General features: G+C 68.8%; 13 protein-coding genes. 7 read left to right on the top strand and 6 right to left on the bottom strand.

Features of this window, described 5'->3' with window-relative positions:
* Positions 1 to 98: 98 nt before the first annotated feature.
* Positions 99 to 872: an AraC family transcriptional regulator gene (locus IB269_RS21995; RefSeq protein ID WP_063328453.1), complete on the bottom strand. Its 774-nt coding sequence runs from the start codon at positions 870 to 872 to the stop codon at positions 99 to 101.
* A gap of 181 nt (positions 873 to 1,053) precedes the next feature.
* Here IB269_RS21995 and IB269_RS21990 point away from each other — a divergent pair, with 181 nt between their 5' ends.
* The gene (locus tag IB269_RS21990) at positions 1,054 to 2,307 is read left to right on the top strand and encodes an MFS transporter (RefSeq protein ID WP_192368308.1); all 1,254 of its coding nucleotides are present in this window, start codon (positions 1,054 to 1,056) and stop codon (positions 2,305 to 2,307) included.
* A 9-nt stretch (positions 2,308 to 2,316) separates the two neighbouring features.
* On the opposite strand, the gene IB269_RS21985 is transcribed toward IB269_RS21990, so the two are convergent.
* Positions 2,317 to 3,345 (bottom strand): Bug family tripartite tricarboxylate transporter substrate binding protein, encoded by a 1,029-nt coding sequence (locus IB269_RS21985; RefSeq protein ID WP_192368307.1) that lies wholly within the window; start codon positions 3,343 to 3,345, stop codon positions 2,317 to 2,319.
* Positions 3,346 to 3,548: 203 nt separating this feature from the next.
* Between IB269_RS21985 and IB269_RS21980 the strand changes: the two genes are divergently transcribed.
* The gene (locus IB269_RS21980; protein ID WP_192368306.1) at positions 3,549 to 5,327 is read left to right on the top strand and encodes an IlvD/Edd family dehydratase; all 1,779 of its coding nucleotides are present in this window, start codon (positions 3,549 to 3,551) and stop codon (positions 5,325 to 5,327) included.
* A 90-nt stretch (positions 5,328 to 5,417) separates the two neighbouring features.
* Positions 5,418 to 6,110 carry a GntR family transcriptional regulator gene (locus IB269_RS21975; RefSeq protein WP_043821684.1) on the top strand — a complete coding sequence of 231 codons (693 nt, stop codon included), beginning with the start codon at positions 5,418 to 5,420 and terminating at the stop codon, positions 6,108 to 6,110.
* A gap of 34 nt (positions 6,111 to 6,144) precedes the next feature.
* Here IB269_RS21975 and IB269_RS21970 read toward each other — a convergent pair whose 3' ends face one another.
* Positions 6,145 to 6,978 (bottom strand): AraC family transcriptional regulator, encoded by an 834-nt coding sequence (locus IB269_RS21970; RefSeq protein WP_013800526.1) that lies wholly within the window; start codon positions 6,976 to 6,978, stop codon positions 6,145 to 6,147.
* Between the two features lie 70 nt (positions 6,979 to 7,048).
* Here IB269_RS21970 and IB269_RS21965 point away from each other — a divergent pair, with 70 nt between their 5' ends.
* From IB269_RS21965 to IB269_RS21955, 3 genes are all read left to right on the top strand, one after another.
* A complete protein-coding gene (locus IB269_RS21965) occupies positions 7,049 to 7,711 on the top strand; it encodes an MSMEG_1061 family FMN-dependent PPOX-type flavoprotein (protein ID WP_034397215.1) in 663 nt (220 codons plus the stop codon).
* Positions 7,712 to 7,738: 27 nt separating this feature from the next.
* On the top strand, positions 7,739 to 8,143 hold the full coding sequence (locus tag IB269_RS21960; RefSeq protein WP_192368305.1) for a hypothetical protein: 405 nt from the start codon (positions 7,739 to 7,741) through the stop codon (positions 8,141 to 8,143).
* 123 nt (positions 8,144 to 8,266) lie between these two features.
* Positions 8,267 to 10,510: a TonB-dependent receptor gene (locus tag IB269_RS21955; protein ID WP_192368304.1), complete on the top strand. Its 2,244-nt coding sequence runs from the start codon at positions 8,267 to 8,269 to the stop codon at positions 10,508 to 10,510.
* Between the two features lie 177 nt (positions 10,511 to 10,687).
* Here IB269_RS21955 and IB269_RS21950 read toward each other — a convergent pair whose 3' ends face one another.
* The 3 genes from IB269_RS21950 to IB269_RS21940 form a co-directional block, all read right to left on the bottom strand.
* Complete coding sequence (locus tag IB269_RS21950) at positions 10,688 to 11,200, bottom strand: MgtC/SapB family protein (RefSeq protein ID WP_012207634.1); 513 nt, start codon at positions 11,198 to 11,200, stop codon at positions 10,688 to 10,690.
* Between the two features lie 115 nt (positions 11,201 to 11,315).
* Complete coding sequence (locus tag IB269_RS21945) at positions 11,316 to 12,779, bottom strand: chloride channel protein (RefSeq protein WP_192368303.1); 1,464 nt, start codon at positions 12,777 to 12,779, stop codon at positions 11,316 to 11,318.
* A gap of 144 nt (positions 12,780 to 12,923) precedes the next feature.
* Complete coding sequence (locus tag IB269_RS21940; protein ID WP_013800520.1) at positions 12,924 to 13,817, bottom strand: LysR family transcriptional regulator; 894 nt, start codon at positions 13,815 to 13,817, stop codon at positions 12,924 to 12,926.
* A gap of 141 nt (positions 13,818 to 13,958) precedes the next feature.
* Between IB269_RS21940 and IB269_RS21935 the strand changes: the two genes are divergently transcribed.
* Positions 13,959 to 15,014 (top strand): NAD(P)-dependent alcohol dehydrogenase, encoded by a 1,056-nt coding sequence (locus tag IB269_RS21935; protein WP_063328464.1) that lies wholly within the window; start codon positions 13,959 to 13,961, stop codon positions 15,012 to 15,014.
* The last annotated feature ends 1 nt before the right edge of the window (position 15,015 follow it).

Below are 15,015 nucleotides of genomic sequence, written 5' to 3'. Positions count from 1 at the left end.
GGCGCGGGGGAACGAATCTTTGGGCATATGCTTGTGCCGCAATCGATATCTGGATCTGCATCCAAGTCCGCCCGGCCCGACCTTGGTCCGGTCGTGCCTCAGCGCTGGAAGCCCGAAGGCGGCACCCCGAAATGCCTTTTGAACATGGCCGTGAACGCGCTCTGGCTGGCGTAGCCGCAATCGAGGGCGATGTCGATGATGCGCTCGCCCGCCGCAATGCGGCCCAGCGCGAACATCAGCCGCGCCTGCTCGCGCCACTGGGCGAAGGGCATGCCGGTTTCCTTCACGAACAGGCGCTGCAGCGTCTTGGCGCTCACGCCCAGGCGCTGCGCCCAGTGTTCGGCGGTGGCGGTGTCGGCAGGCTCGCGCATCAGGGTCTCGCAGACCTGGCGCAGCCGCGCATCGGCGGACAGGGGCAGGTGCAGGGGCAGGACCTCGGCGGCGCGCAGTTCATCGACCAGCAGGTGCATCAGGCGCTCGTCGCGGCTGCCTTCGGCATAGTCCAGCGGCACGCCGACGGCGGCCACCACCAGCTCGCGCAGCAGGGGCGACACGTTGACCACGCAGGTGCGCGCGGGCAGGTCCGCAAAGGCCGAGGCGTCGATGTAGGCCGTGCGCATCTTCACGTCGCCCGACATGCGCACATCGTGCTCGGCGTCGGCCTCTATCCACAGCCCCCGGTTGGGCGGCACCAGCCAGGAGCCGGAATGCAGCTGCACGGACATCACGCCTTCGATCGCATACAGCAGCTGGCCGCGCGGGTGGGAGTGCCAGCCCGTGCTGGTGCCATGCGCCCAGTTGGCCTCCATGGCGGCCATGGGGCGCCCGGTCTGGTGGTACTTGAGGTATATGCGCGGCAGTTCTGCGGCCATGGGGCTTCCCGTCCTGTGCGGTTCTATGCGGTTCTATGCGGCTCTCTGTCCCGATCTCGACAATTGAAGTCAGTATAGAGAGAGACAGACGGACACCAAACGCCTATCTTCGGTCCCACGGCCCATTGACCTTCGTCAACGCCGGACCCTGACCGTGCCGCCCTGCGGGGCCCTTTCCTCCATGACAAGCAACACCACCACTCTTGGCGCCCCGGGCGAGCTGGGCGCGCCTGCAACGCACGCCCATCCAGCACCCAGCCATGCCGCGCAGGGCTTTTTGCTGCGCATCGTCGGCGCCGCCGCCTTCGCCCACCTGCTCAACGACCTGATCCAGGCCGTGCTGCCGGCCGTCTATCCCATGCTCAAGACGGAGTTCTCGCTGAGCTTCGCGCAGATCGGCTGGATCTCCCTGGTCTACCAGGTCACGGCCTCGCTGCTGCAGCCCTGGATCGGCCTGTACACCGACAAGCATCCCAAGCCCTACCTGCTGCCGCTGGGCATGGTGGTGACGCTGGTGGGCGTGGGCCTGCTGGCCCTGTCCACCAGCTACCCCATGCTGCTGGCCGCCGCGTCGCTGATCGGCGTGGGCTCGTCCACCTTCCACCCCGAGGCCTCGCGCGTGGCGCGGCTGGCCTCGGGCGGGCGCTTCGGCACGGCGCAATCGACCTTCCAGGTGGGCGGCAACACGGGCTCGGCCATCGGCCCGCTGATGGTGGCGGCCATCGTCATTCCGTTTGGCCAGCATGCGATCGCCTGGTTCATGCTGGTGGCGCTGCTGGCCATCTGGGTGCTGCTGCGCATCACGCACTGGCGCCTGCACCACGCGCCGGCCAAGGTGGTGGCGGCCGGCCAGCATGCGCTGACGGCGCTGAACCGCTCGCAGGTCATCCGCGCGGTGACCGTGATCTGCGTGCTGATGTTCGCCAAGTTCGTCTACATCGCGGCCTTTGCCAACTACTTCACCTTCTATCTGATCGAGCGCTTTGCCCTGCCCGTGCAGCAGTCGCAGCTGTACCTGTTCGCCTTCCTGGCGGCCGTGGCGGCGGGCACCTTCGCGGGCGGCCCGGTGGGCGACCGCATAGGGCGCAAGGCCGTGATCTGGGTGTCCTTCCTGGGCGTGGCGCCGTTTGCGCTGCTGCTGCCGCATGCCGACCTGTTCTGGACGGCCGTGCTGTCCATCGTCATCGGCCTGGTCATGTCCTCGGCCTTTGCGGCACTGGTGGTCTATGCGCAGGAGGCCGTGCCCGGCCGCGTGGGCCTCGTCTCGGGGCTGATGTTCGGCCTCATGTTCGGCATTGGCGGCCTGGGGGCTGCCGGCATGGGCAACCTGGCCGACACCCACGGCATCGTCTGGGTGTACAGCCTGGTGGCCTACCTGCCGCTGCTGGGGCTGGCAACGGCCTTTCTGCCGGAAACGCGCGCCCGGCGACGCTGAGGCGCAGCCTCAATCCGGCTGTATACCCGCCTGCCGGATCACGGCGGACCAGCGCGCCACCTCCTCGGCGATCTGGGCACGCGCCTCGGCAGGCGTGGTGAAGGTGGGCATGGCGCCCTGGGCGACCAGGGCGTCCTTCACTTCCTGCTGCCCCATCACCTCCTTGAGCGCGCCGCTGAGCCGGGCGACGATGGGCGCGGGCGTGCCCGCAGGCGCCAGCAGGCCGAACATCGACGTCACCTCGAAGCCCGACAGCCCGGCCTCGGCCGTGGTGGGAATGTCGGCAATGGAGGGCACGCGCTGCGCCGTGGTCACGGCCAGGGCGCGCAGGCGGCCGCCCTTGATGAAGCCCTGCGTGGCGGGCAGGGTATCGAACACCACATCCACCTGGCCGCCCATCAGATCGTTGAGCGCCGGCGTGCTGCCCTTGTAGGGCACATGGGTCAGCGGCACGCCCGCCTGCCGCTTGAACAGCTCGGCCGCCAGGTGCTGGGGCGAGCCATTGCCCGAGGAGCCGTAGTTCAGCCCGGCCGGCCTGGTTTTGGCCAGGGCGATGAACTCGCCCAGGCTGGCCGCCTTCACCGACGGGCCCACGGTCACCACCAGCGGCACGCGGCCCACCACGCCAATGGGCGCAAAGCTCTTGTCCATGGTGAAGCCTGCCGTGGACGCCATGAGCACGCTGTTGATGGAATGGCTGGTCAGCGCGCCCAGCAGCAGCGTATAGCCATCGGGCCTTTCCTTGGCCACGGCCGCGGCGCCCAGGTTGCCCGCCGCGCCGGCCCGGTTCTCCACCACCACGGGCTGGCCCAGCGCCAGCGAGAGTCTTTGCCCCACCACGCGCCCGATCACGTCGGTGGCGCCCCCGGGCGTGTAGGGAACGACCAGCTTGATGGGCCGGGCCGGATAGGCGCCGTCGGCCAGCGCGGGCGTGGCCAGGCCTGGGCCCAGCGCCAGCGAGGCCAGCAGCGCCGCAGCCAGGGCGGCGCGCCGGTTGGGCGCATGAATGCGACGGATGCGGGATGCAGCAACAACCATGGGTGTCTCCTCCTTTTGTCTTGTGTCGGAAAAACATGCCCGGCACGCACGCCGGGCACGGCTGCATGGTTGGTCAGATAGATTATTAATAATATAGGTGATAACGATGATAATAATCTGTAGCATCCGCCGCTATCCTGCCCCTCGACAAGGCAGCGCCTGCCTTCCGACCCCGCCAAGACCCTCTGCAAAGCACCCCACCCATGACCGACCCCAAGACTCCCGATGGCGCTCCAGGCCATGACATCGCCCCCGCCGATGCGGCCACGGGCATCTCCAAGGGCCTGACCAACTACGGCGACCGCGGCTTTTCGCTGTTCCTGCGCAAGGCCTTCATCAAGGGCGCGGGCTATACGGACTCAGCGCTGCAGCGCCCCGTCATCGGCATTGCCAACACGGGCAGCAGCTACAACCCCTGCCACGGCAACGCGCCCCAGCTGATCGAGGCTGTCAAGCGCGGCGTCATGCTGGCGGGCGGCCTGCCCATGGACTTCCCCACCATCTCGGTGCACGAAAGCTTCTCGGCGCCGACCAGCATGTACCTGCGCAACCTCATGTCCATGGACACCGAGGAGATGATCCGCGCCCAGCCCATGGATGCCGTCGTGCTCATCGGCGGCTGCGACAAGACGGTGCCGGCCCAGTTGATGGGCGCGGCCTCGGCCGGCATCCCGGCCATCCAGCTGATCACCGGGTCGATGCTCACCGGCTCGCACCGCAGCGAGCGCGTGGGCGCCTGCACGGACTGCCGCCGCTACTGGGGCAAGTTCCGCGCCGAAGAGATCGACGCCGAAGAGATCGCCGACGTGAACAACCAGCTGGTGGCCAGCGTGGGCACCTGCTCCGTCATGGGCACGGCCAGCACCATGGCCTGCATTGCCGAGGCGCTGGGCATGACCGTGCCCGGCGGCGCCTCGCCCCCCGCCGTCACGGCCGACCGCATCCGCATCGCCGAGCAGACCGGTACCGAGGCCGTGCGCATGGCGCGCGAGCGCCTGACCATCGACAAAATCCTCACGCCCGCCGCCTTCGAAAACGCCATGCGCGTGCTTCTGGCCATTGGCGGCTCCACCAACGGCATCGTCCACCTGGCCGCCATCGCGGGGCGCATGGGCTATGACATCGACCTCAAGGCCCTGGACCGCATGGGCCGCGACACGCCCGTGCTGCTGGACCTCAAGCCCTCGGGCGACCACTACATGGAGGACTTCCACCACGCGGGCGGCATGGCCACGCTGCTGCGCGAGCTCAAGCCCCTGCTGAACCTGGACGCCCTCACCGTCACCGGCCGCACGCTGGGCGAAGAGATCGACCGCGCCGGCCCCGGCTTTGCGCAGGACGTGGTGCGCCCGCGCTCCAACCCCATCTACCCGCAGGGCGGCATCGCCGTGCTGCAGGGCAACCTGGCGCCGGGCGGCGCCATCATCAAGCAGTCGGCAGCCCATCCCCGGCTCATGGAGCACGAAGGCCGCGCCGTGGTCTTCGAGAACGCGGCCGACCTGGCCCACCGCATCGACAGCGACGATCTGGACGTGACCGCCGACGACATCCTCGTGCTCAAGAACATCGGCCCCAAGGGTGCGCCCGGCATGCCCGAGGCCGGCTACATCCCCATCCCGCGCAAGCTGGCGCGGGCCGGCGTCAAGGACATCGTGCGCATCTCCGACGGGCGCATGAGCGGCACGGCCTTCGGCACCATCGTGCTGCACGTCACGCCGGAGTCGGCCGTGGGCGGCCCGCTGGCCCATGTGCACAACGGGGACCGCATCACGCTGTCGGTGGCGCGCCGCGAGCTCACGCTGCAGGTCAGCGACGAGGAACTGGCCCGCCGCGCCCGGCTCAGCCCGGTGACCGAGCCCACGGCCGAACGCGGCTACCGCAAGCTCTTTCTCACCACCGTGAACCAGGCCGACCAGGGCGTGGACTTCGACTTCCTGCGCTGCGCCACCGAACGCGGCACAATTCCCGGCCCGCGCGAATAGTCCATGCCAGGCAGCGCGGCACGCCCGCCATGCCCAGTGAGGGCCATCAGTTCGGACAAAATGGCGTTTTTGTCCCAACCGCCTGTCTTGATGGTCGCTGCCGCCTCACTGCCGATTTCCCTGGATGCCGAACCCGCCCCCGCAGCCGACGCCCTGGGCGCCATGGTGGCCGCGCTGGAAGAGGATGTGGTCTTCGGCCGGCTGCACCCGCGCGAGCGCCTGGTCGAAGACGACCTCATGGCCCGCTTCGACGTCAAGCGCCACATCGCCCGCGAGGCCCTGGCCGCGCTGGACCGCATGGGCTTGATCGAGCGCCGCAAGAACGTGGGCGCCCTGGTGCGCTCGTTCTCCACCCAGGAAGTGCAGGAGCTGTACGAGCTGCGCGGCATGCTCGAAGTGGAGGCCGCGCGCAAGATCCCCCTGCCCGTGCCGGCCGAGAGGCTCGAACGCCTGACCTCCATCCAGCAGCAGCACGACGCCGCCGTGGCCGAAGGCAATGCGCGCCTGGTGTTCCGCATCAACCTGGCCTTTCACCAGGAACTGTTTGCGCTGGCGGGCAACGACACGCTGCACAAGGCCATCACCGAATACGCGCGCCAGACGCACCCCATCCGCTTCGCCTCCCTGGTCTCGGCCGACTACCGCGAGCGCGCACGCCAGGAACACTGGCAAATGATCGAAGCCCTGCGCGCCCAGGACCGCGACGCACTGGTGCGCCTGTGCGCCGAGCACCTGCTGCCCTCGCGCGATGCGTATCTGAATGCGCAGTTGCAGCGGTTGTAGGCGAAGCCGTTAGCCACAAGGGCACCGCAGCCCCTCAGTCCCGCGCAGCCCCCAGCCTCCCCCGGTACGCCGCAGGCGTCTCCCCGAACGTGCGCCGGAACAGCCCGATGAAGGCGCTGGCCGTGGCGTAGCCCAGGTCCAGCGCGATGTTCGTCACCGGCGCGCCGGCGGCCAGCATCTCCAGCGAGCGCATCAGCCGTGCGCGCTGGCGCCAGGCGGTGAAGCTGAAGCCGGTTTCCGAGACAAAGCGCCGGCTCAGCGTGCGCGAGCTGACGGCGGCCCAGCGTGCCCAGGCCTCCAGGTCGCGGGCATCGGCCGGGTCGGCGATCAGCGCGCGGGCGATGCGCTGCAGGCGCGGGTCGGCGGGAAGGGGCAGGCCCAGGGGCTCCACGGGCAGGGTGCGGATCTCGTCCAGGATCACCGCCATCACATGGGCGCGGGCCTGGTCCGCCGAAGGGCCTGGTTGCACGGGCTGCGTTGTGGGCACGCCTTGCTGCCATCCCCAGCCGGCGGCGCGCAGCACGGCCTCGCGCAGCAGGCCCGAGGTGCGGATGGCGCAGGGCCGCTGCGGCAGGTCGGCGCAGGCCGGCTCCGCCACGTAGACGCTCCAGCCGTGGAAGGGACCATGGGAGCGGCCCGAATGCAGCTGGTGCGGCGGCAGCCACACGGCATGGATGGCGGGCACCACCCAGACCGCGTCTTCCACGCCCACCGACAGCAGCCCGCGCAGCGAGCCGAACAGCTGGCCGCGCGCGTGGCGGTGCGGCTCGGAGGCCAGTTCCTCGTCCTGGTTGCCCACGGCCGCGATCAGCACGGGGCCATCGGCACGGTTCACATGGCTGACCAGTTCAAGAATGGCATCGGGCATGGCGTCTTTGAGCTATTTGTTGGCTGATCCAGTCTACAGCCGCCAACGCCTTTGTTCTTACGCTTGTGCCATGCACACAGACAACACCGCCCTTGCAGAGCCGCCAGGCCCGGCCATCGACCTGGACTCGCTCTACGCCGCCCCGGCAGAAAGAATCCAGAAGGCCGTGCGTGACCGCCTGTCCGACTTCCACGAGGCCTATCTGCGTCAGGCCAGCTTCTTTTGCCTGGCCACGGCCGGCGAACGAGGCCTGGATGCCTCGCCGCGCGGCGGGCCGCCCGGCTTTGTGCAGGTGCTGGACGAGCGCACCGTGGCCTTTGCCGACTGGCCCGGCAACAACCGCATCGAATCCCTGCGCAACCTGCAGGCCGATGACCGCCTGGCCATGCTCTTCCTGTTCCCGGGGCTGGACATCTTCCTGCGCATCAACGGGCGCGGCCGCATCTCCACCGACCCCCATCTGCTGCAGGAGCTGAGCGAAGGCCGGGGCACGCCCAAGACCGCCACCGTGGTACTGGTCGACGAGGTGCTGCTGCACTGCGGCAAGGCCATCCACCGCTCCGGCCTATGGAACCCGTCAAGCCAGCTGGACCGCACCGCCCTGCCCACCGTGGGCCAGATGATGGCCGCCCTCACGCAGTTGGCCGATGCCACGGCGCCCGCCATGGATGCCGCCCAACAGGAGCAGGCCAACGCCCACTACGCCCATGCGGTCAGGCACGACCTGTACTGATGCCCTGCTTTTCCCAGGAACCATGACATGCTGATCGATACCTCCCGCTTTCCCCTGGTCTACCTGCGCGAACCCGAAGCGCAGGCACCTGCAGACGCAGGCAACGGCAATGACGCATCGGCCGAAGCCCAGATCGAATCCCTGCTCGACCAGGGCCGGCACTTCGTGCTGCTCACCGACCACCTGCCCGGCGACCACCCCGAGGAAAGCCACGAAGAACGCAAGCAGCGCGCCCTGTTCTTCAAGCGCAACCGCGAACGCATGCGCCAGCTGTGCCGGGGCATGGTCGTCATCACGGGCGACCGCGCCGTGCCCACCGCCCTGCGCCTGGCCGTGCAAGGCATGGGCAAGGCACTGGGCATGCGGGTTGCGTTCGTGCAGGGGGAGGATGAGGCGCAGGTCTGCTCGTGGGAGCTGCTTGGACAGGCGTGAAGGCGGGCCAGGAGGAGTGTGGGCACAAACAGACACATCTCCCTACAAGCTCCATACGGGGGAGTCGCATCGATAAAATTATTGGGAATCATTCTCATCCCGCATTCTCATCCCGTTTTCTCCATGCACTCCCCCCTCCACACGCTGACCCCGATCGCCGGGGCCCTGGCCCTTCTTTTGTCTGCTGGCGCCGCATGGGCCCAGCCTGCCCCTTCCACGGCATCGGCCGCGCCCGAGCTGGGCACCGTCACCGTGGAGGCCAGCGCCGATGCGTCGGCTGAAGGCCTGTCCAGGCCCTACGCGGGCGGCCAGGTGGCGCGCGGCGGGCGGGCCGGGATTCTGGGCACGCGCGACAACATGGAGACGCCGTTCTCCATCACCAGCTACACCAACGAGCTGATCCAGGACCGCCAGGCCAAGAGCGTGGGCGATGTGCTGCAGAACGATCCTTCCGTGCGCGTGGCGCGCGGCTTCGGCAATTTCCAGGAGTCCTACTTCGTGCGCGGCTTCGTGCTGGGCTCGGACGACGTGGCCTACAACGGCCTGTATGCGTTGCTGCCGCGCCAGTACATCGCCACCGAGCTGTTCGAGCGCGTGGAGCTGCTGCGCGGCGCATCGGCCTTTCTGATGGGCGCCAGCCCCAATGGCGGCGGCCTGGGCGGCAACATCAACCTGCTGCCCAAGCGCGCGGGCACCGATCCGCTGTCGCGCGTGACGGCAGGCATTGCCAGCGGCGGCCAGGCCTTCGTGGCGGCCGACGTGAGCCGGCGCTTCGGCCCCGACCAGGCCACGGGCATCCGCCTGAACGCCGCGCACCGTGGCGGCGATACCGCCATCGACCAGGAAAGCTCCAAGCTCGATCTGTTGTCCGTGGGCATGGACTGGCGCAGCCGCAATGTGCGCCTGTCGGGCGACATCGGCTGGCAGGACAACCGCCTCAAGCGCACGCGCACCAACGTCACGCCGGGCGCAGGGCTGGCCGCCATTCCTGCGGCGCCCGATGCTTCCTCCAACTGGGCCCAGCCCTGGACCTATTCCGACGAGCGCGACCTGTTCGGCACGCTGCGCGGCGAATGGGACATCAACAGCAATGTGACGGCCTGGGCCGCCTACGGCCTGCGCCGCAGCTCCGAGAACAACTCGCTGGCCAACATCACGCTGGCGGCGGCCGGCAATGGCGCGGCCACCACCAGCCGCTTCGACAACGCGCGCAAGGACCGCGTGAGCACAGGCGAGCTGGGCGTGCGCGCACGCCTGAACACGGGCAGCGTGGGCCATGAGATCGTGGCCAGCTACTCGGCCTTTGACCTCAAGGTCTACAACGCCTATGGCATGAGCACGTCTGCGGTCTCGGGCAATGTGCTGAACACCAACCTCTACAACCCCAGCTACTACGCGATCACACCGCTCAACTACCTGGGCAACGACCTGTCCAACCCCGCCTACAACCGGGGCACGCGCCTGAACAGCTTTGCGCTGGGCGACACGCTGTCGCTGATGGACGGCCGCATGCTGGTGACGGCCGGCGTGCGCCGCCAGACGATAGAGACCGACTCGGTGAGCTACCGCATCGTCAGCAACGGCGCGGTCACCAGCCAGGGCGGCGTGCGCACGGCCTATGACCAGAGCCGCACCAGCCCGGTGCTGGGCGCGGTGTTCAAGCTCACGCCCCAGGTATCGCTGTACGGCAACTACATCGAGGGACTGGCCCAGGGCGACACGGCGCCGGCCAAGTCGGGCGACACCATCATCGCCAACGCGGGCCAGCAGATGTCGCCCTATGTGACCAAGCAAAAGGAAGTGGGCGTCAAGTACGACGGCGGCAAGCTGGGCGGCGGCCTGGCCTTCTTCTCCACCGACAAGCCGCGCTCGCTGATCGACGGCAACCTGTTCACCTCGGCCGGCAAGGACCGTCACCAGGGCGTGGAATTCAACGTCTTCGGCGAACCCATGCGCGGCCTGCGCCTGCTGGGCGGCGCCACCTGGCTGGACGCCAGGCAGCAAAGCACGGGCCGAGCCACCACCGACGGCAAGCGCGTCATTGGCGTGCCGCGCTTCCAGGCCACGGCGGGCGTGGAATGGGATGTGCCGGGCATCAACGGCCTGGCGCTGGACGGCCGCCTGGTGCACACCGGTGCCAGCTACGCCAACGATGTCAACAGCCTGCGCGTGGCCGGCTGGAACCGCCTGGACCTGGGCGTGCGCTACATGACCGAAGTGCAGGGCAAGCTGCTCACGCTGCGTCTGCGCGTGGACAACGCGACGGACCGCAACTACTGGGCCTCCGTGGGCGGCTACCCCGGTTCGGGCTACCTGACGGTGGGCGGTCCGCGCACGTTCTCGCTGAGTGCGAGTGTGGATTTCTGAAGGCATGCGTGCATGGCCAGACGAGGCCATGCACGCACGTAACTGCCTATCGGGAGTTGGCGAGTGCCTCGCAAGCCTCACTGGCTGCGTTCGTGATGTTTGCCATGTTCACGTGGCACGAACATCAGGAAAAAGCGAACAAAGCCGGAATGCCAGGCTTCAGGCCGCCGCCCGCCCTCAAGTCTCGCGCGGCTTGGTATCCGGCTCCGCATCAGCCTGCGGGGGCGGCGCACTGACCACGTGCGGCAGCATCACGAGGATGACGATGGCCAGCAGCGTGGCCAGCAGCGCGATGGCTTCGCGCCCCAGGCCGCAGGCCACGCCGATGGCGGCCGTCATCCAGATGCCGGCGGCCGTGGTCAGGCCCTGCACCTGTTCCTCGGAGTGGCGCTTGATGATGGCGCCCGCGCCCAGGAAGCCCACGCCGGCCACCACGCCCTGGATCACGCGGCTCATGTCGGCAATGCCCATGCCACCGCGCTCGGGCACCAGCACGAACAGCGCCGCGCCCATGGCCACCAGCATGTGGGTGCGCAGGCCGGCGGCCTTGCCCTTGTGTTCTCGCTCGTAGCCGACGATGCCGCCCAGCAGGGCCGCCAGCAGCAGGCGCACCATGACGCGCGTGACCTCGGCCGCATCGGGCAGGCTGGAGAATTCCTCGGCCAGGGTGCTGGTTACTTCCTCCCACATGGCGCGTTCCTTTCCTCGGGTTGTGCGTCAGGACTCAGGAAGCGAGCATGGCGTGGCGTGCAGCGCGCCCAGGCCATCGCCCTTCGCCATTGCCTGTCAGCCAAGCGCGCCCGGCTCAGGCGCCTGCGGGCTTGTCCTGGTCCCTGGACGGTGCAGCCGGCTCTGCGGTGCTGGCAGGTGCGCTGGCAGGCTCCGGTTCCGGCGCGGCGGCCGGTGCTGGTACGGGCTCAGGTGCTGGCTCAGTTGCAGATGCAGGCTCGGGAGCAGGAGCAGGCACCAGACTCAGCATGTGCTGGGCCAGCGTCTCGTACAGCGGCCGGGCCAGCATGCGCGAGACCAGGCTGGCCAGCATGGCAGCGGCCATGAGGCTGAGCACCATGGAGTGGCCATCCACCATCTCCATCACGATGATGAAGGCCGTCAGCGGCGCCTGCGTCACGGCGGCCAGGAAGGCGGCCATGCCCATGGCGATGAGGGCGGGCGCAATGTCTGCGCCCATCAGGCCGGCCACGTTGTGGCCCACGCCCGCGCCAATCGACAGCGAGGGCGCGAAGATGCCGCCCGGCACGCCCACCCAGGCCGACAGCCAGGTGGCGATGAACTTCAGGGTGACGTAGAACGAAGGCACGTCGGCCTGGCCCGCCAGCATGTGCTTGACGGCCTCCGAGCCCGCGCCGAAGGTGGCGCCGCCCGTGACCATGCCGATGACGGCGATCACCAGCGCGATCGCCGCCGCGAAGCGGATGGGAAAGCGCGCACGCAGCTGGTTGAGCCGCTCGGGCGTGCGGGTCAGCGAAGCGGCCAGCAGCTTGGCAAACAGGCCGCCCAGCACGCCGCAGGCCAGGGTCACGCACAGGCCGGGCAGCAGCGCGTCCCAGGTCAGGTGGGGCACCTGGATGCGCCCGAAATAGCTGAGGTTGCCGAAGGCCGACACGCCCATCAGGCCGGCCAGCACGATGGCCGCGATGATCAGGCCGCTGGAGCGCGACTCCAGCTTGCGCGACAGCTCCTCGATGGCGAAGACCACGCCCGCCAGCGGCGCGTTGAAGGCCGCCGCAATGCCGGCCGCGCCGCCGGCCACCAGCAGCGCATGGTGGCTGATGCCCGAATGCGGGCCGAACCAGCGCCGCGCATGGTGCATGACACCGGCGGCCACCTGCACCGAAGGCCCCTCGCGCCCGATCGACAGCCCCGCCGCAAAGCCCGCGCTGGCCAGCGCCATCTTGGCGAAGGACAGCCACAGCGACACGAAGCGCCCGCGCTGCGCAGGGTCCAGCGCAGGGTCCAGCGTGGCGATCACCTGCGGAATGCCCGACCCCGCCGCGCCCGGCGCCCAGCGCCGCGTGAGCCACACGGCGCCCGCCGTGACGGCAGGCATCCACAGCAGCACGGCCCAGCCGCCCTGCCAGTGGTAGATGCTCTCGAAGAGTTCAAAGCCCGCGTCGGCCATCAGCGTGAAGGCCACCACGCACAGCCCGGCGGCGGCCGCATAGGCCAGCACGATGGTGCGGTCCAGCCAGCGCCTGCCGTCCCGGAATTCCTGGTTCAGGTTGTGGAGGAAGTCGGGTTCTTGCTGCATCGCGTGAAGAGATCGCGTGAAGGAGTCGCGTCAAAGGACCGCGAAAGAGGCTTGGCGAAAGCCGTTCATTGTGCCCAAGCTGACCGGCCGCGTATGTCACGGGCGGCAATGCCTACTTCGCCGCTGCGTTGATGGCCAGGCGCCTCAGCCGCGCCAGCGCAGCGCATCGACCACCAGCGAGAACGCGGGCGAGGGCTGCCTGCGGCTGGGGTAGTACAGGTGGTGGCCGTCGAATCTTGGGCACCAGTCCTCCAACACGCGCTGCAGCTGGCCGCTCTGGATCCAGGGCATGACCTCGTCCTCGGGCAGCAGCGTGATGCCCAGCCCGGCCAGGGACGCATCGATCTGGGGCTGGGTGGTGTTGAAGATCAGCGGCCCGTCCACGCGCACATTCATCTTGCGGCCCCGGCGCTCGAACTCCCACACATACAGGCCGCCCGAGGTCACCATGCGCTGGTTGATGCAGCGGTGCGCCATCAGGTCCTGCGGATTCTTCGGAATGCCGTGCTCCGCGAAATACCCGGGCGAGGACACCACGGCCATGCGCAGCGGCGGGCCGATGGGCACGGCGATCATGTCCTTGTCGATGGTGCTGCCCAGGCGCACGCCGGCGTCGAAGCGCTCGGCTACGATGTCGCGGAATCCGTAGTACACGTCGAACTCCATGCAGATGTCCGGATAGGCGAGCAGCAGCGGCGCCAGCCGGGGCAGCAGGGTGCTTTGCAGCATGTAGTCGCCGCAGGTGATGCGCACCGTGCCGCCGGGCTTGTCGCGCAGCGCGGTCAGGGCGTCGAGTTCGGCCTCGATCTCGTCGAAGCGGTGGCCTATGGCCTGCATCAGCCGCTCGCCCGCCGCCGTGGGCGAGACGCTGCGCGTGGTGCGCGTGAGCAGGCGGATCTGCAGCCGCTCCTCCAGCGCGCGCACGGTCTGGCTCAGCGCCGACTGGGTGACGCCCAGCGCAGCCGCCGCGCGCGTGAAGCTGCCCTCGCGCGCCACGGTGACGAAGGCCAGCAGGTCATTGAGGTTGCGTCTTGCCATGGCCGCAAGCCTAGCGCCATCCATTGATTAGCTGTGCTGATAAGCCCATTAAGCATTGATTAGCTAGTCAGCAGGGCAGGCGGCGGCAAGAATGCCCGCATCCCTTTCCACACCCACCAGGCCTCCCACGAGGAACATCCCATGACCGTCAAAGCCTATGGAGCCCATGCGGGCGACCTGCCCCTGCAATCCCTGGACATCACGCGCCGCGCACCGGGCGCCCACGATGTGCAGATCGAGATCGCCTTCTGCGGCGTCTGCCACTCCGACATCCACCAGGTACGCTCGGAATGGGCAGGCACGCTCTACCCCTGCGTGCCGGGCCACGAGATCGTGGGCCGCGTCTCGGCCGTGGGCGCCCATGTGTCGGGCGTGAAGGCTGGCGATCTGGTCGGCGTTGGCTGCATCGTGGACAGCTGCCGCCATTGCGCGGACTGCGACGAGGGCCTGGAGAACTATTGCGACCACATGGTCGGCACCTACAACGGCCCCACGCCCGATGCGCCCGGCCACACGCTGGGCGGCTACGCGCAGAGCATCGTCGTGCATGAGCGCTATGTGCTGCACATCCGCCACCCCGAGGAACAGCTGGCCGCCGTGGCGCCGCTGCTGTGCGCGGGCATCACCACCTGGTCGCCGCTGCGCCACTGGGGCGTGGGGCCGGGCCACAAGGTGGGCGTGGTGGGCATTGGCGGCCTGGGCCACATGGGCATCAAGCTGGCCCACGCCATGGGCGCGCATGTGGTGGCCTTCACCACCTCCGAGTCCAAGCGCGAGGCGGCGCGCGCCCTGGGTGCCGACGAAGTGGTGGTCTCGCGCAACGCGGCCGAGATGGCGGCGCACGCCAAGAGCCTGGACTTCATTCTGAACACCGTGGCCGCGCCGCATGACCTGGATGCCTTCTTCACCCTGCTCAAGCGCGACGGCACCATGGCCCTGGTGGGCGCGCCGGCCACGCCCCATCCCTCGCCCCAGGTGTTCAACCTGATCATGAAGCGCCGCAGCCTGGCCGGCTCCATGATCGGCGGCATTCCCGAAACGCAGGAGATGCTGGATTTCTGCGCCCAGCACGGCATCGTCGCCGATATCGAGATGATCCGCGCCGACGAGATCAACGCCGCCTACGAGCGCATGCTGCAGGGCGATGTGAAGTACCGCTTCGTGATCGACAACGCCACGCTGGCAATGACGCCATGAC

The sequence above is a fragment of the Delftia sp. DLF01 genome (assembly GCF_014852125.1).
GTDB lineage: Bacteria > Pseudomonadota > Gammaproteobacteria > Burkholderiales > Burkholderiaceae_C > Comamonas > Comamonas acidovorans.
The sequence above is the reverse complement of the archived record's forward strand: the minus strand, read 5'-3'. Positions and strand labels throughout refer to the sequence as shown.